Source organism: Rhizobium sp. YTUHZ044, assembly GCF_051123975.1.
Taxonomy (GTDB): Bacteria; Pseudomonadota; Alphaproteobacteria; order Rhizobiales; family Rhizobiaceae; genus Rhizobium.
In genome coordinates this window covers 2,644,693-2,668,484 of record NZ_CP101426.1, presented here as the reverse complement: position 1 = coordinate 2,668,484, position 23,792 = coordinate 2,644,693, and the positions used below count along the sequence as shown (strand labels likewise).

Sequence of the window (23,792 nt, the reverse complement as noted above, 5' to 3'; positions counted from 1 at the left end):
AGCGGAAAAATAAAGGCAGATTTTATGGCAATTGGCTTGCTGGGTTTTCAAACGACGGTTTCGCGTCCCGTGACGCTCTCGGGCATCGGCGTTCATTCGGGTGCGAATGTCTCGATCACGCTGAACCCGGCCGAAGCGGACACCGGCGTCGTTTTCCAGCGCCTGCACGATAATGGCGACATCACCGAACTGAAGGCCGTCTCCTCGCAGGTCGGCAATACAGACCTCTGCACGGTGCTCGGTTTCTCACCCACGCGTTCAATCGCGACGATTGAACATGTCATGGCCGCCGTCTATGCGCTCGGCCTCGACAATGTCATCATCGAGGTGCAGGGCGCAGAAATGCCGATCATGGACGGCAGTTCGCTGCCCTTCGTCGAAGCGATCGAGCAGGCCGGTCTCGTCTCGCTCGGCGTCAAGCGTCGTTATATCCGCATCACCAAGCCGGTGCGGATCGAGCATGGCGGCTCCTGGAGCGAATTCCGTCCCTACGACGGCACGCGCTTCGAAGTCGAGATCGATTTCGAATGCCCGCTGATCGGCCGGCAGAAGTGGGTCGGCGACATAAGCGCCGCCGTCTTCAAGTCCGAACTTTCTCGCGCCCGGACCTTCGGCTTCATGCGTGATGTCGAGCGTCTCTGGGCATCGGGCCATGCGCTCGGTTCTTCGCTTGAAAATTCCGTCGTCATCTCGGACGACAATACGGTCATCAATGTCGAAGGCCTGCGATACGCCAAGGACGAGTTTGTCCGCCACAAGACGCTTGATGCCGTTGGCGACCTGTCTCTCGCCGGCGTCCAGTTCATCGGTTGCTACCGATCCTATCGTGGCGGCCACAAGATGAATGCCAATGCTTTGAAGGCGCTGCTCGCCGATCCCTCTGCCTACGAGGTGGTCGAGACTTCGACGCCGCGCCAGCGCGTCGCCGCTCGTGAGCTGATCGCCGTCAGCGCTTCGGAATTCACTCCCTGGTCGGCATGACCTCCAGCATATTCTCAAGACCAGGCCGCCTCTTTCCCGGAGGCGGTTTTTTTATATCCGGTCGCACTGGCGGCAACAGGCATTTCTTGCAGATGCGCTGCTGCAACAGATCAGCAAGAAGATGAAAAGCCGGCCAATCCGGCGGCGGCTGCCACAAAAATGCGTTAATGCCTTATCATTGCGTTGCTCTTGATGCACATTTGTGGCTAGAAACGCCAGCGAGGCGTGGCTGTCGTGGAGCGAGCGGCGGCAGTGGGGTTCTTTTGAATGGCTTATGCAGGATCTGAAGGTATGATGAAGACAGCGCGCGCTTTGTTCGCATCGCTTCTGGTGCTTAGCGCAGGCGCCTCGATCTCCGGCTGCCAGTCGGATCCCGATATCGACATCACCAAGCTTGGCCTCGAAACCGATCCGCCTGACGTGCTCTACACCCAGGGCCTTGCCAATATGAAGGCGGGCAACATGGCGGAAGCGTCGCGCAAGTTCGATGCGATCGATCGCGAGAACCCATTCTCCGAATGGGCGCGCAAGGCGCTTGTGATGAGCACCTTCGTCAAATACCGCCAGGGCAAGCTCGATGATGCGCTTGCGTCGGGCAACCGTTACATGTCGCAATATCCGAAGTCTCAGGACGCTGCCTATGTGCAGTATCTCATCGGTCTCACCTATTCCAAACAGATCGTCGACGTCACCCAGGACCAGCGCGCCTCGGCCAAGACGATCGAGGCGATGCAGGCGGTCGTCGACAATTATCCGAACTCCGAATATGTCGACGATGCCCAGGCGAAGATCCGCTACGCCCGTGATCAGCTCGCCGGCAAGGAAATGCAGATCGGCCGTTACTATATGGAGCGGAAGGAATATCTCGCCGCAATTTCGCGCTTCCGCATCGTCGTCGAGAAGTATCCGAACACGAACCAGATCGAAGAGGCCCTGGCCCGTCTCGTCGAGGCTTATTACGCCATGGGTATCGTCGACGAGGCGCAGACCGCGGCAGCCGTTCTTGGTCACAACTATCCGGACAGCCAGTGGTACGCCGATTCCTACAAGCTGCTGCAGACGGGTGGCGCCGAGCCGCGTGAGAACAAGGGCTCGTGGATCGCTGCGGCAGGCAAGAAACTCCTGCTCGGTTCCTAAGTCCCATGCTGATCCAGCTTTCGATCCGCGATATCGTCCTGATCGAGCGGCTGGATCTTGCCTTCGAGACCGGCCTTTCCGTGCTGACGGGCGAGACGGGAGCGGGCAAATCCATCCTGCTCGACAGTCTGTCGCTGGCGCTCGGCGGGCGCGGTGATGGCGGTCTGGTGCGCCATGGCGAAGACAGGGGCCAGGTGACGGCGGTGTTCGATGTCGGCATGGACCACGGGGCGCGGGTGCTCCTGCGTGAAAACGGCATAGACGACGATGGCGACCTGATCTTCCGCCGTCAACAATCAGCCGATGGGCGCACCAAGGCCTATGTCAACGACCAGCCGGTCAGTGTGCAGCTGATGCGCCAGGCCGGCCAGATGCTGGTCGAGATCCACGGCCAGCACGATGATCGCGCTCTTGTCGACACCAATGCCCACCGCAACCTGCTCGATGCCTTCGGCGGCCTTACTGATGAAGTCGCTGAGGTGTCCCGGCTGTATCGTCTGTGGCGCGACAGCGAACGGACGCTGAAGAAACACCGCGAGAAGGTGGAAAGCGCGGCGCGCGAGGCTGACTATCTGCGTTCCTCTGTCGAGGAGCTCGAGAAGCTTTCGCCGCAAGACGGTGAGGAAGAAGAACTCGCCGAAAGCCGGCAGAGGATGATGAAGGCAGAGCGAATCGCCGGCGACATCGCCGAAGCCTCCGAATTCCTCAACGGCAATGCCTCGCCGGTGCCGCATATCGCCTCGCTGGTGCGCCGACTGGAACGCAAGAGCCATGAAGCGCCCGGGCTGCTCGAGGAGACGGTGACGCTGCTCGATGCCGCGCTCGACCAGCTTTCCAATGCGCAGATGGAAGTCGAGGCAGCGCTGCGCAAAACCGAATACGATCCCAGGGAGCTGGAGCGGGTGGAGGAGCGGCTTTTCGCGCTCAGAGCCGCGTCGCGCAAATATTCCGTGCCGGTCACCGAGCTGCCGGCGCTGGCGGTGCGCATGATCGCCGATCTTGCCGACCTCGATGCGGGCGAGGAGCGGCTTGCGCGTCTGGAAGCGGAGGTCGGTCTGGCGCGAGAGAATTACGATTCGGCGGCGCGCTCGCTTTCCGACAAGCGCCATCAGGCCGGCGCCGCGCTGGCTGCCGCCGTGATGGCCGAACTGCCAGCTCTGAAGCTCGAACGCGCTCGTTTCATGGTCGAGATCACCACGGATGCGCAGGAGGCGCTGCCCGAAGGCATCGACGTCGTCGAGTTCCATGTCCAGACCAATCCCGGCACGCGCCCCGGCTCGATCATGAAGGTCGCCTCCGGCGGCGAATTGTCGCGTTTCCTGCTGGCGCTGAAGGTGGCGCTCGCCGATCGCGGGTCCGCGCCGACGCTCGTCTTCGACGAAATTGATACCGGTGTCGGCGGTGCTGTGGCCGATGCGATCGGCCAGCGGCTGAAGCGGCTCTCTGATCGGGTGCAGGTGCTATCGGTCACGCATGCGCCGCAGGTCGCAGCCCGGGCGGCGACGCACCTGCTGATCTCCAAGGGGCCGGCGGCCGAAGGTTCCGAAAAGATCGCCACTCGCGTCGCGACGATGGCGCAGAAGGACCGCACCGAAGAAATCGCCCGCATGCTCGCCGGCGCTTCGGTGACGGAGGAGGCGAGGGCGGCCGCCAAGCGGTTGCTGGCCGGTAACGGCTGATCGCTGCTGCCGGCAACGGTGACAAGCGTTCGGCTTGACGGATATTGTCCGACCAGCGCTTTCCATTTCTACGATCAAGTTTGGCGCGAACATTCACGTCAATCTCCCTCATCCCTGTGGCCTCAGGGCTTTGCCCGAGGGAGGTCACAGAGATCCAGCAAGCTCAAGTCCTTGGGCGCGGAAGACTCCTTTCATTCTGCGTGAGTCATTCACCGCGCAGACGCGCGGTGGCTGGATTCCTGTGACGGGCACAGGAATGAGGAGGAGAGGTAGGCGAGCTCGTCCGATGCTGAGCCATCCGGCATGCTATACATGCAGCGGTGACAAATATTCCGCTTCACATTATGCCGGTCACTCCGATCAGCGGCGATCCATTGCCATGCGTCTTTTCCATTTCAGTGATGGTCCCGACATTGCAGCCTTCGAGCCGCGCCGGGTTCGCATTCCCTCGGCCCGCCCAGCGGGCAAGGAATGGCTGAACGCTCCGCTCGTCTGGGCGATCGATGCTGACCATGACTTCATGTATCTCTTTCCCCGCGATTGCCCGCGCATCCTGATATGGGCAACCTCCGAGACGTCCGAAGCCGAGCGGCGGCACTGGCTCGGCGACTGGCGGGCTGCCGCCTTCATCGAGCGCCAGTGGCTGGAAAAGCTCGAAGCGGAGACGATCCATCGCTACGAGCTGCCGGTCGAGGATTTCGAGGATCTCGGCGATGCAGGCATGTGGGTCGCCCGTACACGCGTCGTTCCCATCGAGCGAACTGCGATCTCGCGCCTCGACCGGGAGTTTGCGCCGCGCGGGGTGGAGCTGCGGGTAGTCGACAGCTTGCGGCCGCTGAAGAGCCTTGGGAATACCGGCCTGCATGTCAGCGGCATCCGGCTGCGCAATGCGCGGGATTGGGAATAGGGCGGGCAGGACGGCGACAACGGTTTCGTGAGCAGAGGTCTGGTGCATACGCCTACCTCAACTTCCCTCATCCCTGTGCTCGTCACAGGGATCCGGAACGCCCAAGTCTTTGGGTGCGAGAGACTGTTTGCCGACCTGTAAGTCATTCACGGCGCGGACGCGCCGTGGCTGGATTCTTGTGACAGGCACAGGAACGAGGGTGGAGAAGCCGGCGGGTCGATCTTCCCGATACGGGATATGCAGCCTCTCTTTTCATCCGTCGATTTTGCTCTAAAAACAATGCAGATTTCTGGCCAGATTCTCTGGAGTGATGTTCCATGTCCACCGAAAGTTCCGCCGTCGATACGGTGACGATCGAAGAGGCTGCTGTCGAGCTCGAACGGCTGGCGAAGGAGATCGCGCATCACGATGCGCTCTACCACGGCAAGGACCGGCCGGAGATTTCGGATGCCGATTACGACGCATTGAAGCGCCGCAACGATGCGCTGGAAGCGCGGTTTCCCGAGTTGATCCGTGAGGACAGCCCGTCGCGGCGGGTCGGTGCTGCGCCCTCGGTCACCTTCTCGCCCGTCGTCCACGCGCGGCCGATGCTGTCGCTCGACAACACCTTTTCGCAGGAGGACGTGCAGGATTTCGTCGCCAGCGTTTATCGCTTCCTCGGTCGCCTGCCGGACCAGTCGATCGCCTTTACCGCCGAACCGAAGATCGACGGGCTTTCGATGTCGATCCGCTACGAGAACGGCAGGCTGACGACGGCTGCCACGCGCGGCGACGGCACCACGGGCGAGAACGTCACCGCCAATATCCGGACGATCGCCGAAATACCCAACCAATTGCCGAAGGGCGTTCCCACGGTCGTGGAGATCCGCGGCGAAGTCTATATGGCCAAGAGCGATTTCCTGGCGCTGAACCGGCAGATGGAGGCGGAGGGCAAACAAACCTATGTCAATCCGCGCAACACGGCAGCGGGGTCGCTGCGCCAGCTCGATGCCAAGGTGACGGCGAGCCGCAAGCTGAAATTCTTTGCCTATGCCTGGGGCGAGATGTCCGACATGCCGGCCGATACGCAATTTTCCATGGTGCAGACCTTCAAGGATTGGGGATTTCCGGTCAATCCGCTGATGAAGCGGCTGAATTCGGTCGCCGACATCCTGGCGCATTACGATGAGATCGGCCTCAAGCGCCCGGATCTCGATTACGATATCGACGGTGTCGTCTACAAGGTCGACAGCCTGGAATTGCAGCAGCGCCTGGGCTTCCGTTCGCGCAGCCCACGCTGGGCGACGGCGCATAAATTCCCGGCCGAGCAGGCCTTTACCGAGGTCGAGAAGATCGAGATCCAGGTCGGCCGCACCGGGGCGCTGACGCCTGTGGCGCGGCTGAAGCCGATCACGGTCGGCGGCGTCGTCGTCACCAATGCGACGCTGCATAATGAGGATTACATCAAGGGCATCGGCAATAGCGGCGAGCGCATCCGGCCGGAGGAACACGATATCCGCGAGGGCGATACCGTCATCGTCCAGCGCGCCGGCGACGTCATTCCACAGATCCTCGATGTCGTGATGGAGAAGCGGCCGGAGGCGGCAAGGTCTTACGAATTTCCGAAGACATGCCCGGTCTGCGGTTCGCACGCGGTGCGCGAGGTCAACGAGAAGACCGGCAAGATGGATTCGGTGCGTCGCTGCACCGGCGGCTTTATCTGCCGGGCGCAGGCGACGGAGCACCTGAAGCATTTCGTGTCGCGCAATGCCTTCGATATCGAAGGGCTCGGTTCGAAGCAGATCGACTTCTTCTTTGAAAACGAGGACCCGTCGCTGCAGATCCGCACGGCCCCGGAGATTTTCACGCTGGAGAAGCGCCAGCAATCCTCGCTCACCAAGCTGGAGAATATCGACGGCTTCGGCAAGGTCAGCGTCGGCAAGCTCTATGCGGCGATCAACGAGCGGCGCAGCATCGCGCTCCACCGCTTCATCTATGCGCTCGGGATCCGCCATGTCGGCGAGACCACGGCAAAGCTCTTGGCGCGCTCCTACGGCACCTATGAGGCCTTTGCGACCGCGATGAAGGAGGCGGCACCGCTTTCCGGCGATGCCTGGAACGATCTCAACACTATCGAGGGCATCGGTGAGGTCGTGGCGCGCGCCATGGTCGAGTTCTACAAGGAGCCACGCAATATCGAGGTGATCGGCCGCCTGCTCGACGAGGTGACGCCTACGGAGGCCGAACAACCGGTCACGTCAGGCAGCCCGGTCGCCGGCAAGACGGTGGTCTTCACTGGTTCGCTCGAAAAATTCACCCGCGACGAGGCGAAGGCGAGGGCCGAAAGTCTCGGCGCCAAGGTGGCGGGCTCGGTGTCGAAGAAAACCGATATCGTCGTCGCCGGCCCTGGCGCCGGCTCGAAGCTCGACAAGGCGCGTGAGCTCGGCGTCCAGACGATGGACGAGGATGAGTGGCTGGCGCTGATTGGCGGGTAGGAGATCGGTGTGAAAGCCTTGAGGGTTCCTCGGAGTCATCCTCGGCTTTGTGTCGAGGATCTCCCCTGTATCGATCGTTGCAGATGCTCGGGACAAGCTCGAGTATGACGAAGGAGCGTTTGGCAGGCCCTCCCTGCGTTTGACGTCGGTGTCGATCGGCCCTTTGTCTCAAGCCCTCAGCCGCGCCATCGTGTAGGCGTCGACATATTCTCCGGCGCGGTAGGCGAATGCGCGCAGAAGCCCTTCCTTCTCGAAACCGAACTTCTCGTAGAGGGCGATCGCGGCCTCATTATCCGTGTAGACGGTCAGTTCCAGCCGTTTGACGTCGAGGCAGTCGTCGGCGGCGTCGACCATCGCACCAAGCAAGATGCGGCCGAACCCGCGGCCGGTGAAATCGTCATGCACGCCCATGCCGATGCTGGCGACGCGTTGCCGGCGGCCGCCGAGGCGGTTGAGGCCGCAATTGCCGACGATCTTGCCCTCCAGCGTGACGACGAGGTTAAGCGCGCCTGGCGAAGGATTTTCCATGTTCTTGCGGACCTCTTCGACCCGCTGGTAGGGCGGCCGCAGCGTGCCTGCCCGATAGCCCGGCAAATTTATGAGATCGCTGATTTCCTCGGCATCGGAAAGACGGACGGCGCGCACGACGACGCCAGCTCGGTCGCGGGGTTTATTCTCTTCGGTTTCAGACATTGGATGGCCTCCTTGGATTTCAGGGGAGGAGAGCCGGCTTTTCGAAAACTCTGCTCGCCTCGGCAGGGTTCTCGGGATGATCGGACGGCTAGTGACGCACCATCGCTCCCGCGTACCCCGGAAGGGTCGTGGCGATATGATGCATGGTAAGGGTCACAGAGTTGATCATGCGCGGAAGTTTCCCCATCGGTGTGCAGATGTCAACAGGTCGAAATTTGCCTTCGCGCGCCGCTATGGTTATTCCGGTAGGGCAGACGATTCGGATATTTGTCCTTGACGACCATCGCCATCGATTTCGAGACTGCCAATGAGCAGCGCGGCAGCGCTTGCTCGGTCGGCCTTGCCTGGATCGAAGAGGGGCGGGTGACGCGTGTCGAGGAGAGGCTGATCCGGCCGCGCAACATGCGGTTTTCCGGCATGAACATCGCGATCCACGGTATCCGGCCGGAGCATGTCGAGGATGCGCCGGAGTTTCCCGAGGTGATGGACGAGTTCTACGATGATATCAGCGGCGCGACGATGATCGCGCACAACGCGGCCTTCGATTTCAGCGTCTGGCGGGCGAGCCTCGATCTCTACCGGCAATCCTATCCGGAACTGACCTATCTCTGCAGCCTGAAGATGGCGCAGCGGATCTGGCCGCATTTCCTCTCACATCGGCTGAACCTGATCGCCGAGCATCTTGGGCTGCGTTTCATGCACCACAACGCCGCCGAAGATGCGGCGGTCTGCGCGGCAGCGGCGATCGAAATGGCGAAGGCAGTCAAGGCGAAAGCCGTGGAGGCGATCCCGGCGCTGATCGGAATGACGCCGGGGCGGTTGACGGCGAGGGGCTATGAGCCCTGCACCTGCAGGAAGGGCTGAGTGTCCCGCGCCGCAGCGGCGCTTTCTTGCAAAGCCTGTGGGCATGCTTATCTAGGATGCGGATCATCCAGGGAGCCGCCATGTCCAAGCTGCGCACGTTTTTTCTCGCCGCATTTTCCTTCGCTGCCATTTCCGCGGGCGCCACCTCGGCCGAGGTCGTCGGCAAGGTCGGGGTCGACTGGATCGGCAACGACATCATCGTCGAGGCACTTTCCGATCCCGAGGTCAAGGGTGTCACCTGCCACGTCACCTATTTCGATCGCAGCCTGATCGATCGCTTCAAGAACGGCAACTGGTTCGAAGATCCGTCCAACAATTCCATCGCATGCCGGCAGACAGGCCCCATAGAGATCGGCAACATCGACCTCTCCAGGGACGGCAGCGAGGTGTTTCGTCAGGGCATGTCGCTGATCTGGAAGACGCTCGTTGTCAACCGCATTTACGACAAGAGCAACGACACGCTGATCTATCTCGCCCATTCGCGGGAGTTGACGGACGGCTCGGCGAAGATGTCGATTTCGACCATTCCGCTCTATGGGCAGAATGTGACGTGGAAGAATGGGAAGCCATAGTAGGGTTGCGGATGTTAGGAAGGGGGTGAGTCGTCTCCCCAAACTCCCTCATCCCTGTGCTTGTCATAGGGACCCAGCGCGCCCAAGTCTTTTGGCGCAGAAGACTCTCCGCCCGAGCGATGGTCATTCACCGCGCAGACGCTCGGTGGCTGGATCTCTGTGACAAGCACAGGGATGAGGGAGGAGAGGGGCATCAGGTCAATAGGTCAGATCAGTCACGTCTTCCAAAACGAAAAGGCCCGGACGAGCCGGGCCTTCGCAATCTCTCTGGTGATAAATATCAAGCCGCCTGATTCAGCTCGTCGGCGATGACCGTATCGAGGTTCAGGAAGCAGACCATGGTCTTCTCCAGCGCGACGATGCCACGGCAGAAGGCGCGCTGGGCTTCCGGGATGATTTCCGGCGGCGGCTGCAGGTCTTCGCTCTTGATCGTCATCATGTCGGAAACCTGCTCGACCAGCAGACCAACCAGCTTGCCCGCGATGTCAGTGACGATGATCGCCGAACGCTCGGAAGGCTCGGTCATCTTCATGCCGAGGCGGCAGGCCATGTCGATGACCGGGATCACCGCACCGCGCAGGTTGATGAGGCCGAGAACGTAGGGCGGGGTGTGCGGCATCGGCGTCACCGGCGCCCACCCACGGATTTCGCGGATGGCCATGATGTCGATGCAGAACTCCTGGTCGCCCAGGTGGAACGAAACGATTTCGAGGTAGGCGCCTGACTGCTTGATGGCGTTGTTGTTCATGATCAGAATTCTTCCCAGTTGTCCCCGGCGGGAGCGGCGATGGCTTTGGCGGCGGAACCGCCGTTGAATGCGCCCGCGACTTTGCCTATCAGGCTGCGTGCGGGAGAAGGTCTCGAATGCGAGGCGGCCGTTGCCTCTCGCGGCGTTTGCCGGGCGCTCATGCCCTCGCCGGTCTTGAACTGCTTGACCAACTGCGTCAGGTTTTCGGCATCGATGGCGAGCGTATGGCTTGCGGCGTTCGTCTCTTCCACCATGGCCGCGTTCTTCTGCGTGACCTGATCCATCTGGCTGATCGAAGTATTGATTTCGTTCAATCCAACCGATTGTTCGCGCGCAGAGGTTACGATTGATTTAACATGCTCATCGATGCGCAGAACATCCTCGCCGATCTGGCGAAGCGCTTCACCTGCGGCCGTCACCAGTTCGCCGCCGATCTTCACTTCCTCGCCGGATTTTCCGATCAAGGCCTTGATATCCTTGGCAGCACCCGCAGCACGGCCAGCGAGTTCGCGCACTTCCTGGGCGACAACGGCAAAACCCTTGCCGGCCTCGCCGGCACGCGCTGCCTCGACACCGGCGTTGAGCGCGAGGAGGTTCGTCTGGAACGCGATCTCGTCGATGACGTTGATGATCTTGCCGATCTCGCGGGAGGCGCCCTCGATTCGCTCCATCGCGGCCATCGCATCACCAACGACGATGTCCGACTTCGCTGTATTTTCGCGGGTGTGAGAGACCATGTGGCCCACTTCCTCGGCGCGGTTGGTGGCGTTACGGACGGTGGCGGTGATCTGGTCGAGGGCGGCGGAGGTCTCTTCCAGCGAGGCGGCCTGCTGCTCGGTGCGTTTGGCGAGGTCGTCGGCGGCGGCGCGCATCTGGCGGCTGTTCGCTTCGATCGAGCTGCTGTTGATGGCGATGTCGCTCATCGCTTTGCGCAGCGTCACGGTCGTCTGGTTGAAATCCAGGCGCAAGCGCTCCAGCTCGTCGCGGAACGGCTGGTCGATCGTTACGGTCACATCGCCGCCCGACAGACGGATGAGGCCGGCGCCGAGAGCGCTGACGGCGGCGTTCAGAGCTTCAGCATCGGCAAGCTTGGCGGCTTCGCGGGCACGGTGCTCGGCATCGCTGCGTTGCCTTTCGGTCTGAGTCTGGGCTTCAAGGTCGCGTTTTTCGATGGCGGCGAGGCGGAAGCTGTCGGCGGCGCGGGCCATTTCGCCGATCTCGTCGCCGCGGTTCTTTTCCTGAACGTCGCTGGCTAGGTCGCCGCTCATGATGCGCTGCATGCTCTGGCGCACGGCGCCGATGCCGCGCCGGATCGAGCCGCCATGGACATATTGCAGGACGCCCATTGTGAGGATGGCCAGGACACCGAGGCCGATCTGCAGGATGAGGGCCTCCCGCGATACGGCATTGGCGAGCTCGACATGTTGTTGGGCGAAAATGGTGCCGTCAGCGGCCAGCTTGTCGAGGGTCGCGGTCAGCTCGTCGCCGGCGCTATCGATCGCGTCGTCGATCTTGTCGAAGTCCGCATCGGGCGCGCCCTGCTGAACCAGCGCGACTAGATCGGTCTGGATGGCCTTACCCATTGCGGCGACGTCGGCGTCGTAACTCTTTAGCAGATTGCCGTCATTCATCTCGTCGGCGAGCAGACGCATTTCCTTCGAGCCGCTGGTAAGGGCGGCGAGGGAGTCGCCGATCAGCTTAAGGCGTGCCGGCTCCACCACCTTGTCGTCCTTGTCGACGATGATGTCCATGGCGGCCAGGACCATCGTCAAGTTCGCAACCCGCATGTCATCGATATGATTGACGCTCGTCTGTATTTCGCCGGCGCGACGCAAGCTGGCGTCGACCCGCACATTTTCGTACCAGCCGATGCCGAGCATCGTGCCGAAACCAATGAAGGCCGCGCCGCCGAGCGTCCAGAGCCGCTGGCTGACCGACAGGCTCTTGCGCACTGCTGATTTCGTCATGAAAAGACCTCCCATAACCGCGCGGGGTTTATCATTTTCCTACCCTCATGCGGACGTCCGGAGGTTTCGCCACTCGGCAGACTTCATGTCAGAACGGCTCGATCACGCCGCACGCACCGCTAAATATAGACATGACGGTTTAAGCCTTTCCTAATGGTGTTGATCGTGAGATCGTCGGTTCGGGCAGAAGGGAAGTCGTTCAAGCGCAATGCTTTTTTGATGAACGCCACGTCTGGCAGGCTGACTTTCGGGTGATCGACGGCTGCGGTTCGTGAGACAATTAATCACGGGTCAAAAAACATATTCTTGAATTGCGCGCCTTCGGCCGAGACGATAATCACGCCGACAGGGGCGGGTGGCAAATCCGCCCGATCGAGGATCACGCCATGAAGACATTCCGCATCGCCGTCTGGATCGGTGTTCTGATACTTGCCGGAGTTCTCGGCGCGGTGAGTTATTCCATGAAGTCGCGGGATGTCGTGGCGGAAGCTCCCTTCGGCGTGCCTTTCACGCTGGTTTCTCAAAGCGGCCAGCCGATCACCGAACAGGCGTTGCGCGGCAAGCCGACGGCATTGTTCTTCGGCTTTACCCATTGCCCGGAAGTCTGCCCGACGACGCTTTTCGAGCTGAACGGTTGGATGGAGAAGGTCGATCCCCATGGTGACAAACTGCAGGCCTATTTCGTGACCGTCGATCCGGAACGCGATACGCCCGAGATCATGAACGAGTACGTCTCCAACGTTTCCAAACGCATTACCGGCATTTCAGGCCCGCCCGACAAGATCGCCGAAGTCATCAAGGGGTTCCGCGTCTATGCCAAAAAGGTGCCGGTCGACGAGAAGGATCCAAACGGCGACTATACGGTGGATCATACTGCCTCGGTATTCCTGCTCGATTCAGCCGGGCGGTTTGCCGGAACGATCGCCTATGGCGAAAATCCGGACACGGCGGTAAAGAAACTGGAGAATCTCGTCAGTAAGGGATGACGGCTTCAGCGTGATAGGGCGTTGGCTCGACCGGTGGCGGGCAACGGAAACGGGAAAGACCGCCTATCGTGAGTGAAATCCGCCTTTACGTGTCGACCACCGAAAGCGAGGCAGAAGCGATCCTCGACCTCCTGACCCAAGTCTTCGGCGAAGAAGACTTTGCCATCGGCACCACCGAAATCGATGAAAAGAAGGATGTCTGGGAAGCCTCGGTCTATATGATGACCGAGGACGAGTCAGATGTGCGCTCCCGCATCGAGGCGGCGCTGAAGGTTGCTTTTCCCGATGCTCAGCTGTTGCGAGAAGTCATCCCGGATGTCGATTGGGTGGCGAAATCGCTCGAAGGGCTGAAGCCGGTCAGGGCAGGGCGCTTCCTGGTGCATGGCTCGCATGACCGCGACAAGGTCCTCTCCGGCGACATCGCCATCGAGATCGATGCCGGCCAAGCCTTCGGCACCGGCCATCACGGCACAACGGCCGGTTGCTTGGAGATGATCGATGCCGTGGTGCGTTCGCGCCGGGTTCGCAACGCGCTCGATCTCGGCACCGGCAGTGGCGTTCTGGCGATCGCGGTGCGCAAGCTCAAAAATATACCGGTGCTTGCGACCGATATCGATCCGATCGCGACGCGGGTCGCGGCTGAGAACGTACAACGCAACGGCATCGCGTCGGGCATCGTCACGAAGACCGCGCCGGGCTTTCATTCGACGGCCTTCTTGGAGCATGGCCCATTCGACCTTATCATCGCCAATATTCTCGCCCGGCCGTTGATCCGAATGGCGCCAAAGCTCGCTACGTATCTTGCGCCCGGCGGTTCGGTGATTCTTTCGGGCATTCTCGCGTCACAACGGTGGAAGGTGATCGCCGCCTATAGTGGCGCTCGGCTCCGCCATGTCAGGACGATCTGGCGGAACGGTTGGGTGACAATTCATTTCGATCGGCCTTGAGTTTTCGCTACGAAGCTCAAACTCGCCCTGAAACATTTACCGTTGCCAAGGCGCGGCTGCTCGTCACAGGAATCCAGCCACCGCGCGTCTGCGCGGTGAATAGCTTTATGAGCGATTGAAGAGAGTCTCTTGTGCCCAAGGACTTGGGCACGCTGGATTCCTGTGACGAGCACAGGAATGAGGGAGGTGGAGGTTTGCGCGCGCCATGGGAGACAAACTGCTTTTGGCGCTGTCTAAAAACAATAGCTCCCTTCAGACAAAAGAAAAAGGCGGCGCCAGTGGCACCGCCTTAGACCGGCCTATCCGGCCAACGCCCGCGAGCTCGAAGGAGGAGGAGTGCTCAAGCGGGCTCTACTGCATTCCAATGGGCCTGTCCGGGAGGGAGGAGACGAACAGGCTTTAAGCTTAGAACGCGTAGCTGGGTGCGCCCTGGTGGCGCGTGACGCGCTGACCGGCACCGAGCAGCTTGAGGCTGTCCTCGTTCTGCGGGCGGCGGGCGCCGATCACGTGACGCACGGTCTGGCGTTCGCCAGCCTGTACCGGGCTGCTATATGCGAAGCGCGAGAGAGAGGCGGTCATTTCAAAAACCTTTGTTTGCTGTTCATCCGAACTGTTCGATGGCGCCTATATAGCTATTCTGAAATGCGGAGGCAGAGGGTTTTCCTCATGGGAGCCATGCGGCCAATGCATAAAGCGTGCCAAATAAACTCTTGGCGTCATCGTTCTGTCAAAATGACGAGCGTCGGCAGTGACTTCGACTCGTTTCGTCGCTTTTTCTCCCCATCGATTGAAATTTCGCTAACATGGCGCGCATCCCATTAACCGGATTCGTTTCAACCATTCGGATTTCCCAGCATGTTCCAGTCTTTCGAGGTCACCTCCACGCCGCAGTTCGGCAAGGATCGGGTTTCGGCGTTGCGTGCCGGATTCGATGCGCTCGGCATAGATGCCTTCCTCGTGCCGCGCGCCGACGAATTCAACGGCGAATATGTTCCGGCCTGCTCCGAGCGCCTGGCATGGCTGACGGGCTTCACCGGCTCGGCGGGCATTGCGCTGATCCTGCGGACCCAAGCGATCGTCTTCGTCGACGGGCGCTATGTGACGCAACTGGCCGAACAGGTCGACGGCTCGGTGTTCTCGGGTGGTGATCTCGTCAACGAGCCGCCGCATGTCTGGCTTGCCGCAAACGGAAGCAAGGGGCTGAGGCTCGGCATCGATCCCTGGCTGCACGCGGGCGCGGAGGTACGGCGCCTGGAAAAAGCACTGGCGCAGATCGGCGGGACGTTGGTCTTCCTGCCGTACAATCCGCTCGACAGGCTCTGGCACGACCGGCCCGCCGAGCCGCTCGGCGCCGTCACCATCCAGAATGTTGCCCAGGCCGGCGTGCTGGCGAGCGACAAGATTGCGACGATAGCTGCCGATCTTTCGAAGAAAAACCTTGCTGCGGTGCTGATCGCCGATCCCTCGTCGGTTGCCTGGATCTTCAATATCCGCGGCGCCGACGTGCCGCACACGCCGCATCCGCTGGCGCGCGCTATCATTCATGCCGACGGACGGGCCGAACTCTTCCTCGACAAGCGCAAGACAGGCATTGAGCCCGAAGCCTATCTCGGGCAGATCTGCACGCAGCTGCCGCCTTCGGCGCTCGAAGAGAGGCTCGCTGCCGTTTCCAGGGACGGCGGCCGCGTGCTGATCGACGCTGATATCGCCTCTCATGCGCTGGCGGAGATCATCCGCCGGGCTGGCGGTGAAGTGGTGGAGGGCGCCGATCCCGCCAAGCTGCCGCGTGCTGTGAAAAACGACGTCGAAATCAACGGCTCGGCCGCTGCACATCTGCAGGATGGAGCAGCGATGGTGGAATTCCTTTATTGGCTGTCGCAGGAGAAACCAGGCAGCGTAAGCGAGATCGCCGCCGCCGAACATCTGGAGGCGGTGCGCGCCCGTGTCGGCCAAAGCATGCAGAACCCGCTGAAGGACATTTCCTTCGATACGATCTCGGGCGCCGGCGAACATGCAGCGATCATGCATTATCGCGTCACCACCGAGACCAACCGGATGATCGAGGCAGGCGAACTCTTCCTCATCGATTCCGGTGCGCAATATATCAACGGCACGACCGATATTACCCGCACGGTCGGAATCGGCTCGGTTTCAGAGGAGCATCGCCGTTTCTTCACGATGGTGCTCAAGGGAATGATCCAGATCAGCACGGCACGTTTCCCGAAGGGTACACGCGGCTGCGACCTCGATCCGCTGGCGCGCATCGCACTGTGGCGGGCAGGCGCCGATTTTGCCCATGGCACAGGCCACGGAGTCGGCTCCTATCTCTCTGTGCATGAGGGACCGCAGCGCATCTCCAGGCTCTCGACGCAGGAGCTGCTGCCCGGCATGATCCTTTCGAACGAACCCGGTTATTATCGGCCGGGCAGCTTCGGCATCCGCATCGAGAACCTGATCTATGTGCGCGGCGCCGAGGAGATTGACGGCGGCGACATGCCGATGCTCGGCTTCGAGACGCTGACCTTCTGCCCGATCGACCGCAGCCTCGTCATTCCCGAGCTTCTGACCCATGATGAGCTGCATTGGTTCAACGACTATCACCGCCGCACATGCGAGGCGCTGATGCCGCTGATCCACGATCACGACGTCAGGGCTTGGCTCGAAAACGCGACGCTGCCGCTCGAATATTAGGCAAGAGGTGGCGGAGCACTGCTTTCGGGCTGCAAGGTCGCGCATCTTTCAGGCGCAAGGCAGGGCTCAGGCGCCGATCGTGTAGCGCCATGCCATCACGACAACCCAGGCGGCAACCAGCATCCATGTATGAGCAATGCGCAGGCCCACGATAAGGGCAACGATCAGCGCCAGTTTCGATTCCCAGCCGCCGATGAAGAAGGCAGGTGCGACAAGAGTCGTCAGCACGGCGGCCGGCACGGCATTCAGCGCCGCTTCCACGCGCGGGGGAATGCTCTTCATTCGGGTGATGAGGATATAGCCGCCGATCCGGGTGGCGAAGGTGGCGACTGCAGCGGCGAGGATGACGAGCGCCATGTGGAGATCGAATTCCATGGCTCAGACCTCGTGCACTTCGGATTGAAGGGCGTCGGCTTCGAGATCCGGCACCTCGCGCGGCAGCGGCAGCAGGGCAGCCAGCACGATGCCGGCGGCCGCACCCAGGCTGACATGCCAGGGCGAGCCGACGTAACGGTAGGCGAGCACTGATGCCACCGCGCTGACGAGCGCCACCGGCAGGAAATTGTCGCGCTTGCGGAAACCAACGACAATGCCGAGAAAATAGGCTGGCAACAGGATATCGAGGCCGATCGCCTTGGGATCGCCGATGAAGCCGCCGAGCATGCCGCCGGCGATGCTGATCAGCACCCAGGGGATGTAGATGATGACGCCGAAGCCGAGATACCAGGCGAAGGTGAGCGGCTTGCCGGCTTCGCCGCGCTTGACCGCCGCAGCAAATTGCGGATCGACGAGCAGGAAGAAGGTGAAGAATTTCTGCACCGAGCTGAAATGGCCGATGTAGCGCGCTAAGGCCGCGGAATAGAGCACGTGGCGGAAATTGACGGCAAGGATCGACAGCACGATCAGCCAGGCATGGACATTGTGGCCGAAGAGTTCGATGCCGACCATCTGGCTGGCGCCTGCATAGACCGTGGCGCTCATGAAGGCGGCCTCGGAAAGCGACATGCCGTTTTCAACCGCCAGCGCTCCGAACAGCGCGCCAAAGGGCGCCGATGCCAGCGCAACGGCCGAGCCGCCCCGCAAACCTTCAACAAAGTCGGCGCGATTCATGTGAGTGTCCTGTTGGAAATTCAGGTTTCCCTTATGAGCTATGGTCTTCCGCGACAATTGAATTTCGTTGATTGACCAATCGATTTCGCTGAAGCATCAACGTGGTGATTGCATTTGTCGGAGAGGCAGACGTGCAGAAGATCGAATTTTCCAGGGAAGAAAAGACTGAGATCGTTGCACGCATCCGCGCTTATTTCGACCGCGAACTTGATCCCATCGGCATGCTGCCGGCCGAATTCCTGCTCGATTTTTTTACCGAGGAGATTGGCCCGTACTTCTACAATCGAGGGCTGAGAGATGCCCAGGCTGCCCTACTGAAGAGAATGGAAGACGTGGCCGAAGATATTCATCTTCTTGAGAGAGAGCAGAAATCCAGCGCCTGAAAATCGGGCGGCGGGCCCGCTTAACGCCAAATTATGGCTGCGGCGATACGGTCGGCGCTTTCCTTCACCAGGTTGGTGTCATTTGGCCCTGATTGTCTCTGTTATTGATGAACCTCGATCCGCCAGGCTCGCCAAGGCGATGCTCTTTCTCGCCTGGCTTGCGCTGGCGTCTGCGCTTTGCTGGTCCGAAACGGTATGGCGTGACGAAGTTCGCGCATTGTCACTGGCCCTTCAGGGAGACAATTTCGCCGCCATGCTTCGCCAGCTGCGTGGCGAGGGGCATCCTGCCCTGTGGTATATCCTGCTGCGCGCCGCCCATGTCATGATCGGCTCGCCCGTCGTCTTGAAAATCGTCGCACTGACTATTGCGGCCGCCGCCGCCTACCTTCTTGTTTTCCGGTTGATACTGCCCCTTCCCATCATGCTGCTGTCGCTGTTCAGCAGCTTTTCGATCTTCGATTACGCGGCGATGTCGCGAAATTACGGCATCAGCATGCTGGTGGTCTTCCTTATCGTCCTGAACTGGGGGAAAGGCCGACGCAACGGAATATTGCTCGGCCTGCTGTTCGCCTTGCTGGCCAATACCAACGTCCATTCGGTGGTCCTCGTCGGCGGTTTCCTCGCCCATTGGTTTTTCGATCTGGTTCTGGCGCGGCCAAGACCCCCTTTGAGCGCATATCGGGCCTTTTTGACAGCCGCTGCCATTGCCGCCGTCGGCATTGTTCTCTGCGTCATGACGGTCTATCCGACCTTCAACGATGCGGGGCAGAACGATCTTGCGGGCAAGAATTTCGCTTTGCTTGTCCTTTCGGCGCTTGTCGCCCCCAGTTCCTATTTCATGGCGTTCTACCCCGACCGGATCCTTGCACTGGTCTTGGCTGATCCATTGTTCGCCCGGATATTCGCGTCGCTCATGGCTGTGCTCATCTATGGCAGTCTGTTGGGGCTGGCGAACCGGCGACCGGCGATGTTCGCAGCAGCACTGGTTCTCCTCGGGCTTTCTCTGCTTTTTACGCTGGTTTACCCAGGTAGCTACAGGCATCAGGCGCTGTGGCTGGTCTTCATGATCGCAATCACCGCTTTGACCCTGCCGCCTCGGGCCGGCCTCGCCGATGTTGCCGGCACCGAAGCTGCCGGCGGCATCGTGAAGATCGGGCGCCTGTGCTTCATGATATTGCTCGCGCTGCAGGTCGCTTCCGGCATCGAGAGGGTCCATCAATTCCTTTTCACCGACATGCCGCTCAGCCGAGCCCAGGATCTCGGCTCGTTCATTCAATCCCGTCCTGATCTCAAGGATGCGATCATCATGGCGGATCCCGACTATCTCGTGGAAGCCTTGCCCTATTATGTTTCCAATCGCACCTATCTCCTAAGAGAGGAGCGGTTCGGTGCCATTGTGCACTATACCCGCAATGCGCGGCTTTCTCTCAGCCTTGCCGACATTCTGCAGACGGCGCGGCAGTTGCAGCAGAGCGAGCATGCTCCTGTCGTCGTTCTTCTCTCACAACGGCTTGATCGAATTGCCGCGCCGGTGTCATTGCGCGAAAGTTACAGTTGGCTGCTGTCCCTGACGCCAGAGGACATTTCCGCACTCCGGAGCGAGATGACCCTGGTCAAGCGCTTCGGCCCCGTTGCCGGCAGCGATGAGACATTCGATGCCTATTTGTTGAAATAGCCGGCGATCGCAAGCTCATTGGCGCAAGGCATCTGCGCTTTTTATCACAGTGATGCCGTGCGCCCGCATTTCGTCGATGGCGGCGGCAACACCTTCGGGGGTGATGCCGCGGCTTGCGTCCTCGATGAAGCGGACGCGCACCCCAGGCATCATCTCGAGCGCGTCGAGCGCCGAGAACTTGACACAGTAATCGGTCGCCAGCCCGCAGACGTCGAGATCGGTGACACCCTGTTCCTGGAGAAAATTGGAAAGACCGGTCGAAGCATCGCGGTCATTGTCGCGGAATGCCGAATAGCTGTCGATCCTGGGATCCTCGCCCTTCTGCTGGATCAGGTCGATCTCTTCGGATCTCAGTTCCGGATGTAATTCGGCGTCGAGCGTACCCTGGATACAGTGGTCGGGCCACATCATTTGTGGCTTGCCGGACAATTCGCCCATCTCGAAGGGGGTGGCACCCGGATGGGCAGAGGCGAAGCTGCCGTGGCCGGGCGGATGCCAATCCTGGGAGGCGACGATCAGATCATATCTGCCACTGTCGATCAGCCGGTTTGCGACGGGGACCACCTTGTCGCCGTCTGGCACCGGCAGATTGCCGCCCGGACAGAAGCCGTTCTGGATATCGACGAGCAGCAGCGCTTTCATCAAGGCCAATCCCTTCGCGTTATTGCAATGCAAATGCCAAATGCACCGAACACACCAACACACCAACACACCAGTAGTGGATTTCCCAGCGCGGGCGCGCAAGTGTTAATTCTGGTACCTCCGGTAGTGGCTAGTCGAAAAAGCACACGCTAATGCAACCATTGATATGTGATCGCAGTAACTCTCCTCTCGAAACGGCGGGAAGGCGAAGGTTTTACACTGCGGATCTCCCCGGCAGAGCCTCATTTTCCGGTGTCAGCCTTCATCGGTCTGCCGGCTGAGGTGCTGCAGCGCCTTCTTCGACGGCGACGTCCGCTCGATCTTGCCGGCCGCCGCGATTTCTGTCTTTCTGAGCTCATCAGCAAGTCAAGATTGAAGCCATGTCCGAGCCTCAAGCAGATGAAAAGATCGACGCCACCTTCCGCAACGGGTCGCTGACGGCGACCGGGATCATTCTTGGTTTCTCCCTCAATTTCATCAGTCTTTGGGTGTCCAATCCCAATGACTGGAGCCGCGTCGATCTGCTGCCGATGTCATTTCTGACCGTCGGTATCGCCATTCAGGTGAAGGTGTTTGCGGATCTGCTCGCGCGCGACTCCCTGCTCGCCGCAAAATATGACCGGGCTCGGCGACTGTTCCTGATCGGGCTGTCGATCGTCGCCGTCGGAATGGGCATCGCCCTGCTGAACGATATTCTCGGGCTCAGCAGTATGCGGATGTTCGGATAACGGTTTCCACGCGGTATAACCGCAAAATCACACGCGCTCGACGAACCCGTCCAGCACCCGCTTCTGTCCGGCGCGATCGAAATCGATCGTCAGCTTGTTGCCTTCGATGCCAGTGATGTTGCCATTGCCGAATTTCAGGTGGAAGACGCGGTCGCCGAGGGTGAAGCGCGATGATTCAGAGGACGTGGACTTCGCCACCAGTTCCCCGTCGATCGTGCGTCCCTTCGGGCCGCTTTCGCCATAACCGATGCGTTCGACGGCGTGGCCGGAGCGGGTGCCCCAATTGTCGCGGGTGGCGTCGGTCCTGTTGGCCTGGGCGCGCTTCCAGCCGGGGGTCGAATAGGAGTTGGCGAAGGGTTCGGCTTTGTCGAAGCGGGACTGGCCGTAACCGCCGCGGCCGTAACCGCCGTAGCTCTGTTCCATCTCGGCGACCTCGACATGGGTCTCCGGCAATTCGTCCAGGAAACGCGAGGGCAGGGTCGATTGCCAGAGACCGTGGATGCGGCGGTTGGAGACGAACCAGATGTGGCAGCGACGTTTGGCGCGGGTGATGCCGACATAGGCGAGGCGGCGTTCCTCCTCCAGGCCGGCACGGCCGCTTTCATCGAGCGAGCGCTGGTGCGGAAAAAGGCCTTCCTCCCAGCCGGGCAGGAAAACGGTGTCGAATTCCAGGCCCTTGGCCGAATGCAGCGTCATGATCGAGACGGCGTCGAGGTTCTCGTTGGTCTCGGCATCCATCACAAGGGAGACGTGTTCGAGAAAGCCGCGCATTGACTCGAAGCTTTCCATCGAGCGGATCAGTTCCTTCAGGTTTTCCAGGCGGCCCGGGGCTTCCGCGCTCTTGTCGTTCTTCCACATGTCGGTATAGCCGGACTCTTCGAGGATCTGCTCGGCAAGTTCGGTATGTGGCGTGTTTTCAAGCAGTTCCTGCCATCGGCGGAAAGATTGAATCACGTCGAAGAGGGCTTTTCGCGCCTTCGGCTTCAGCTCGTCCGTCTCGATGATGTCGGCGGCGGCCGCCAGCATCGGGATGTCGCGGGCGCGTGCATAATCGTGCAGCGCGCGCACCGTCGTATCGCCGAGGCCGCGCTTCGGCGTGTTGATGATACGTTCGAAGGCGAGGTCGTCGGCCGGCTGCGCCACCAGGCGGAAATAGGCCAGGGCATCGCGGATTTCGAGGCGCTCATAGAAGCGCGGGCCACCAATGACGCGGTAGTTGAGGCCAAGGGTGACGAAGCGATCTTCGAATTCGCGCATCTGGAAGGAGGCGCGCACGAGGATCGCCATGTCGTTCAGCAGATGCTTGTTGCGCTGGAGTTGCTCGATCTCCTCGCCAATGGCGCGGGCTTCCTCCTCCGAGTCCCAGGAGGCGTGAACCTGGACCTTGACGTCATCCGGGTCGGCGCGATCGGTGAACAACGTCTTGCCCAAGCGGCCTTCATTATGGGCGATCAGATGGGCGGCGGCGCCAAGGATATGTTCGGTCGATCGGTAATTGCGCTCGAGCTTGATCACCTTGGCGCCGGGGAAATCCTTCTCGAAGCGCAGGATATTGTCGACCTCCGCGCCGCGCCAGCCATAGATCGACTGGTCGTCGTCACCGACGCAGCAGACATTCTGCGGCTCACCCTTGGCGCGCTGGGCAAGAAGCCTCAGCCACATGTACTGAGCAGTGTTGGTGTCCTGGTACTCATCGACAAGGATATAGCGGAAGCGGCCGTGATATTCCTTCAGAAGATCCGGATTCTTGCGGAAGATCGCGATCGGATGCATCAGCAGGTCGCCGAAATCGCAGGCGTTGAGCGTCGACAGGCGCGCCTGATAGGCGAAGTAGAGATCGCGGCCGCGGCCATTGGCAAAGGCGCGGGCGTCGCCTTCGGGAATATCGGCCGGTCCGAGGCCCTTGTTCTTCCAGGTGTCGATCATGCCGGCGAACTGCTTTGCCGGCCAGCGCTTGTCGTCGAGGCCTTCGGCCTGGATCAGCTGCTTGATCAGGCGCACGACGTCGTCGGTGTCGAGAATGGTGAAACCGGAGCTCAGGCCGACGAGCTCGCCATGGCGGCGCAGGAGCTTGACGCCGATCGAGTGGAAGGTACCGAGCCACGGCATGCCTTCGACGGCGCCGCCGACGAGCAGGGCGATGCGCTCCTTCATCTCGCGCGCGGCCTTGTTGGTAAAGGTGACGGCGAGGATCTGTGACGGGAAGGCGCGGCCGGTATTGAGGATGTGGGCGATGCGGGTCGTCAGCACGCGCGTCTTTCCGGTGCCGGCGCCGGCGAGCACGAGGACGGGGCCTTCCAGCGTTTCGACGGCTTCGGTCTGTTCCGGGTTCAATCCGGCGAGATAGTCCGGCCGTTTGCCGCCGTCACGGGCCGCCATGGCGCGGGCGGCGATGCCGCCGCCGGCGGCCGGCCTTCCGGCGGTTGCGACAGACGGCTGCGGCTTACGCGCCACTTCGCCCGGCTCCTCGTCGAAGAAGGGAATATCGTCGAAACTATTGCTCATGGCGCGTAATGTAGTGATTCGGGAAGGAAAGACCAGAAAAGATGTTCTGCTTTCATTCCCGAGCCACCGCTATTGCGGGGGTGTGGGCGGCCAAAAAAATCCG

At 60.9% G+C, this 23,792-nt stretch carries 21 protein-coding genes; 13 read left to right on the top strand and 8 right to left on the bottom strand.

The genetic code is table 11. From position 1 onward, the window contains the following. Positions 1–24 precede the first annotated feature (24 nt). The 5 genes from lpxC to ligA all read left to right on the top strand — a co-directional run bounded on the left by lpxC (position 25) and on the right by ligA (position 7,178). On the top strand, positions 25–981 hold the full coding sequence (lpxC, locus tag NL154_RS13340) for a UDP-3-O-acyl-N-acetylglucosamine deacetylase (protein ID WP_210630623.1): 957 nt from the start codon (positions 25–27) through the stop codon (positions 979–981). A 267-nt stretch (positions 982–1,248) separates the two neighbouring features. Further along, positions 1,249–2,118, top strand: a complete 870-nt coding sequence (locus tag NL154_RS13335; protein WP_210630624.1) for an outer membrane protein assembly factor BamD — start codon at positions 1,249–1,251, stop codon at positions 2,116–2,118. A gap of 5 nt (positions 2,119–2,123) precedes the next feature. Then, positions 2,124–3,797 carry a DNA repair protein RecN gene (gene recN / locus NL154_RS13330; protein WP_210630625.1) on the top strand — a complete coding sequence of 558 codons (1,674 nt, stop codon included), beginning with the start codon at positions 2,124–2,126 and terminating at the stop codon, positions 3,795–3,797. Positions 3,798–4,176: 379 nt separating this feature from the next. Next, positions 4,177–4,704 (top strand): DUF6886 family protein, encoded by a 528-nt coding sequence (locus tag NL154_RS13325; protein ID WP_434732803.1) that lies wholly within the window; start codon positions 4,177–4,179, stop codon positions 4,702–4,704. Between the two features lie 317 nt (positions 4,705–5,021). Continuing rightward, positions 5,022–7,178: an NAD-dependent DNA ligase LigA gene (gene ligA, locus NL154_RS13320; protein WP_210630627.1), complete on the top strand. Its 2,157-nt coding sequence runs from the start codon at positions 5,022–5,024 to the stop codon at positions 7,176–7,178. Positions 7,179–7,346: 168 nt separating this feature from the next. Here the strand turns inward: ligA and NL154_RS13315 are convergent, their stop codons facing one another. Continuing rightward, positions 7,347–7,871, bottom strand: a complete 525-nt coding sequence (locus NL154_RS13315) for a GNAT family N-acetyltransferase (RefSeq protein WP_434732802.1) — start codon at positions 7,869–7,871, stop codon at positions 7,347–7,349. A 273-nt stretch (positions 7,872–8,144) separates the two neighbouring features. Between NL154_RS13315 and NL154_RS13310 the strand changes: the two genes are divergently transcribed. Both NL154_RS13310 and NL154_RS13305 read left to right on the top strand, forming a co-directional pair. Next, the gene (locus NL154_RS13310) at positions 8,145–8,735 is read left to right on the top strand and encodes a 3'-5' exonuclease (RefSeq protein WP_210630628.1); all 591 of its coding nucleotides are present in this window, start codon (positions 8,145–8,147) and stop codon (positions 8,733–8,735) included. Between the two features lie 80 nt (positions 8,736–8,815). Further along, a complete protein-coding gene (locus tag NL154_RS13305) occupies positions 8,816–9,307 on the top strand; it encodes a CreA family protein (RefSeq protein WP_210630629.1) in 492 nt (163 codons plus the stop codon). Positions 9,308–9,587: 280 nt separating this feature from the next. Here NL154_RS13305 and NL154_RS13300 read toward each other — a convergent pair whose 3' ends face one another. Together NL154_RS13300 and NL154_RS13295 are read right to left on the bottom strand one after the other, a co-directional pair. Beyond that, the gene (locus tag NL154_RS13300; RefSeq protein WP_004668786.1) at positions 9,588–10,055 is read right to left on the bottom strand and encodes a chemotaxis protein CheW; all 468 of its coding nucleotides are present in this window, start codon (positions 10,053–10,055) and stop codon (positions 9,588–9,590) included. Positions 10,056–10,057: 2 nt separating this feature from the next. Next, positions 10,058–12,022, bottom strand: a complete 1,965-nt coding sequence (locus NL154_RS13295) for a methyl-accepting chemotaxis protein (RefSeq protein WP_434732801.1) — start codon at positions 12,020–12,022, stop codon at positions 10,058–10,060. A gap of 386 nt (positions 12,023–12,408) precedes the next feature. Between NL154_RS13295 and NL154_RS13290 the strand changes: the two genes are divergently transcribed. Together NL154_RS13290 and NL154_RS13285 are read left to right on the top strand one after the other, a co-directional pair. After that, complete coding sequence (locus NL154_RS13290; RefSeq protein ID WP_434732800.1) at positions 12,409–13,008, top strand: SCO family protein; 600 nt, start codon at positions 12,409–12,411, stop codon at positions 13,006–13,008. 68 nt (positions 13,009–13,076) lie between these two features. Then, positions 13,077–13,955, top strand: a complete 879-nt coding sequence (locus NL154_RS13285; protein WP_221145530.1) for a 50S ribosomal protein L11 methyltransferase — start codon at positions 13,077–13,079, stop codon at positions 13,953–13,955. A gap of 405 nt (positions 13,956–14,360) precedes the next feature. Here the strand turns inward: NL154_RS13285 and NL154_RS13280 are convergent, their stop codons facing one another. Beyond that, on the bottom strand, positions 14,361–14,534 hold the full coding sequence (locus tag NL154_RS13280) for a hypothetical protein (RefSeq protein ID WP_004668779.1): 174 nt from the start codon (positions 14,532–14,534) through the stop codon (positions 14,361–14,363). A 276-nt stretch (positions 14,535–14,810) separates the two neighbouring features. Here NL154_RS13280 and NL154_RS13275 point away from each other — a divergent pair, with 276 nt between their 5' ends. Beyond that, positions 14,811–16,646, top strand: coding sequence for an aminopeptidase P family protein (locus NL154_RS13275; protein ID WP_434732799.1), 1,836 nt, complete (start codon positions 14,811–14,813; stop codon positions 16,644–16,646). A gap of 66 nt (positions 16,647–16,712) precedes the next feature. Here NL154_RS13275 and NL154_RS13270 read toward each other — a convergent pair whose 3' ends face one another. Together NL154_RS13270 and NL154_RS13265 are read right to left on the bottom strand one after the other, a co-directional pair. After that, the gene (locus NL154_RS13270; protein WP_210630634.1) at positions 16,713–17,021 is read right to left on the bottom strand and encodes an AzlD family protein; all 309 of its coding nucleotides are present in this window, start codon (positions 17,019–17,021) and stop codon (positions 16,713–16,715) included. 3 nt (positions 17,022–17,024) lie between these two features. Next, positions 17,025–17,756, bottom strand: a complete 732-nt coding sequence (locus NL154_RS13265; RefSeq protein WP_434732798.1) for an AzlC family ABC transporter permease — start codon at positions 17,754–17,756, stop codon at positions 17,025–17,027. 131 nt (positions 17,757–17,887) lie between these two features. Between NL154_RS13265 and NL154_RS13260 the strand changes: the two genes are divergently transcribed. Next, a complete protein-coding gene (locus NL154_RS13260; protein WP_210630636.1) occupies positions 17,888–18,139 on the top strand; it encodes a DUF2164 domain-containing protein in 252 nt (83 codons plus the stop codon). Between the two features lie 82 nt (positions 18,140–18,221). Further along, a complete protein-coding gene (locus NL154_RS13255) occupies positions 18,222–19,814 on the top strand; it encodes a hypothetical protein (protein WP_434732797.1) in 1,593 nt (530 codons plus the stop codon). A 15-nt stretch (positions 19,815–19,829) separates the two neighbouring features. Here the strand turns inward: NL154_RS13255 and pncA are convergent, their stop codons facing one another. Beyond that, positions 19,830–20,456, bottom strand: coding sequence for a bifunctional nicotinamidase/pyrazinamidase (pncA, locus tag NL154_RS13250; RefSeq protein ID WP_210630638.1), 627 nt, complete (start codon positions 20,454–20,456; stop codon positions 19,830–19,832). Positions 20,457–20,836: 380 nt separating this feature from the next. On the opposite strand from pncA, the gene NL154_RS13245 reads away from it, so the two are divergent. Next, a complete protein-coding gene (locus NL154_RS13245) occupies positions 20,837–21,184 on the top strand; it encodes a hypothetical protein (protein WP_097598119.1) in 348 nt (115 codons plus the stop codon). 27 nt (positions 21,185–21,211) lie between these two features. On the opposite strand, the gene NL154_RS13240 is transcribed toward NL154_RS13245, so the two are convergent. Continuing rightward, positions 21,212–23,689: an ATP-dependent helicase gene (locus tag NL154_RS13240; RefSeq protein ID WP_434732796.1), complete on the bottom strand. Its 2,478-nt coding sequence runs from the start codon at positions 23,687–23,689 to the stop codon at positions 21,212–21,214. Positions 23,690–23,792: the final 103 nt, after the last annotated feature.

Excerpts from the sequence above, each read along its gene's own strand:
- NL154_RS13280 (WP_004668779.1), bottom strand. The coding sequence starts at position 14,534 with ATGACCGCCTCTCTCTCGCGCTTCGCATATAGCAGCCCGGTACAGGCT.
- NL154_RS13295 (WP_434732801.1), bottom strand. The coding sequence starts at position 12,022 with ATGACGAAATCAGCAGTGCGCAAGAGCCTGTCGGTCAGCCAGCGGCTC.
- NL154_RS13300 (WP_004668786.1), bottom strand. The coding sequence starts at position 10,055 with ATGAACAACAACGCCATCAAGCAGTCAGGCGCCTACCTCGAAATCGTT.
- NL154_RS13245 (WP_097598119.1), top strand. The coding sequence starts at position 20,837 with ATGTCCGAGCCTCAAGCAGATGAAAAGATCGACGCCACCTTCCGCAAC.
- NL154_RS13265 (WP_434732798.1), bottom strand. The coding sequence starts at position 17,756 with ATGAATCGCGCCGACTTTGTTGAAGGTTTGCGGGGCGGCTCGGCCGTT.
- NL154_RS13315 (WP_434732802.1), bottom strand. The coding sequence starts at position 7,871 with ATGTCTGAAACCGAAGAGAATAAACCCCGCGACCGAGCTGGCGTCGTC.
- ligA (WP_210630627.1), top strand. The coding sequence starts at position 5,022 with ATGTCCACCGAAAGTTCCGCCGTCGATACGGTGACGATCGAAGAGGCT.
- NL154_RS13290 (WP_434732800.1), top strand. The coding sequence starts at position 12,409 with ATGAAGACATTCCGCATCGCCGTCTGGATCGGTGTTCTGATACTTGCC.
- NL154_RS13240 (WP_434732796.1), bottom strand. The coding sequence starts at position 23,689 with ATGAGCAATAGTTTCGACGATATTCCCTTCTTCGACGAGGAGCCGGGC.
- NL154_RS13325 (WP_434732803.1), top strand. The coding sequence starts at position 4,177 with ATGCGTCTTTTCCATTTCAGTGATGGTCCCGACATTGCAGCCTTCGAG.
- pncA (WP_210630638.1), bottom strand. The coding sequence starts at position 20,456 with ATGAAAGCGCTGCTGCTCGTCGATATCCAGAACGGCTTCTGTCCGGGC.
- NL154_RS13305 (WP_210630629.1), top strand. The coding sequence starts at position 8,816 with ATGTCCAAGCTGCGCACGTTTTTTCTCGCCGCATTTTCCTTCGCTGCC.
- recN (WP_210630625.1), top strand. The coding sequence starts at position 2,124 with ATGCTGATCCAGCTTTCGATCCGCGATATCGTCCTGATCGAGCGGCTG.
- NL154_RS13335 (WP_210630624.1), top strand. The coding sequence starts at position 1,249 with ATGGCTTATGCAGGATCTGAAGGTATGATGAAGACAGCGCGCGCTTTG.
- lpxC (WP_210630623.1), top strand. The coding sequence starts at position 25 with ATGGCAATTGGCTTGCTGGGTTTTCAAACGACGGTTTCGCGTCCCGTG.
- NL154_RS13275 (WP_434732799.1), top strand. The coding sequence starts at position 14,811 with ATGTTCCAGTCTTTCGAGGTCACCTCCACGCCGCAGTTCGGCAAGGAT.
- NL154_RS13270 (WP_210630634.1), bottom strand. The coding sequence starts at position 17,021 with ATGGAATTCGATCTCCACATGGCGCTCGTCATCCTCGCCGCTGCAGTC.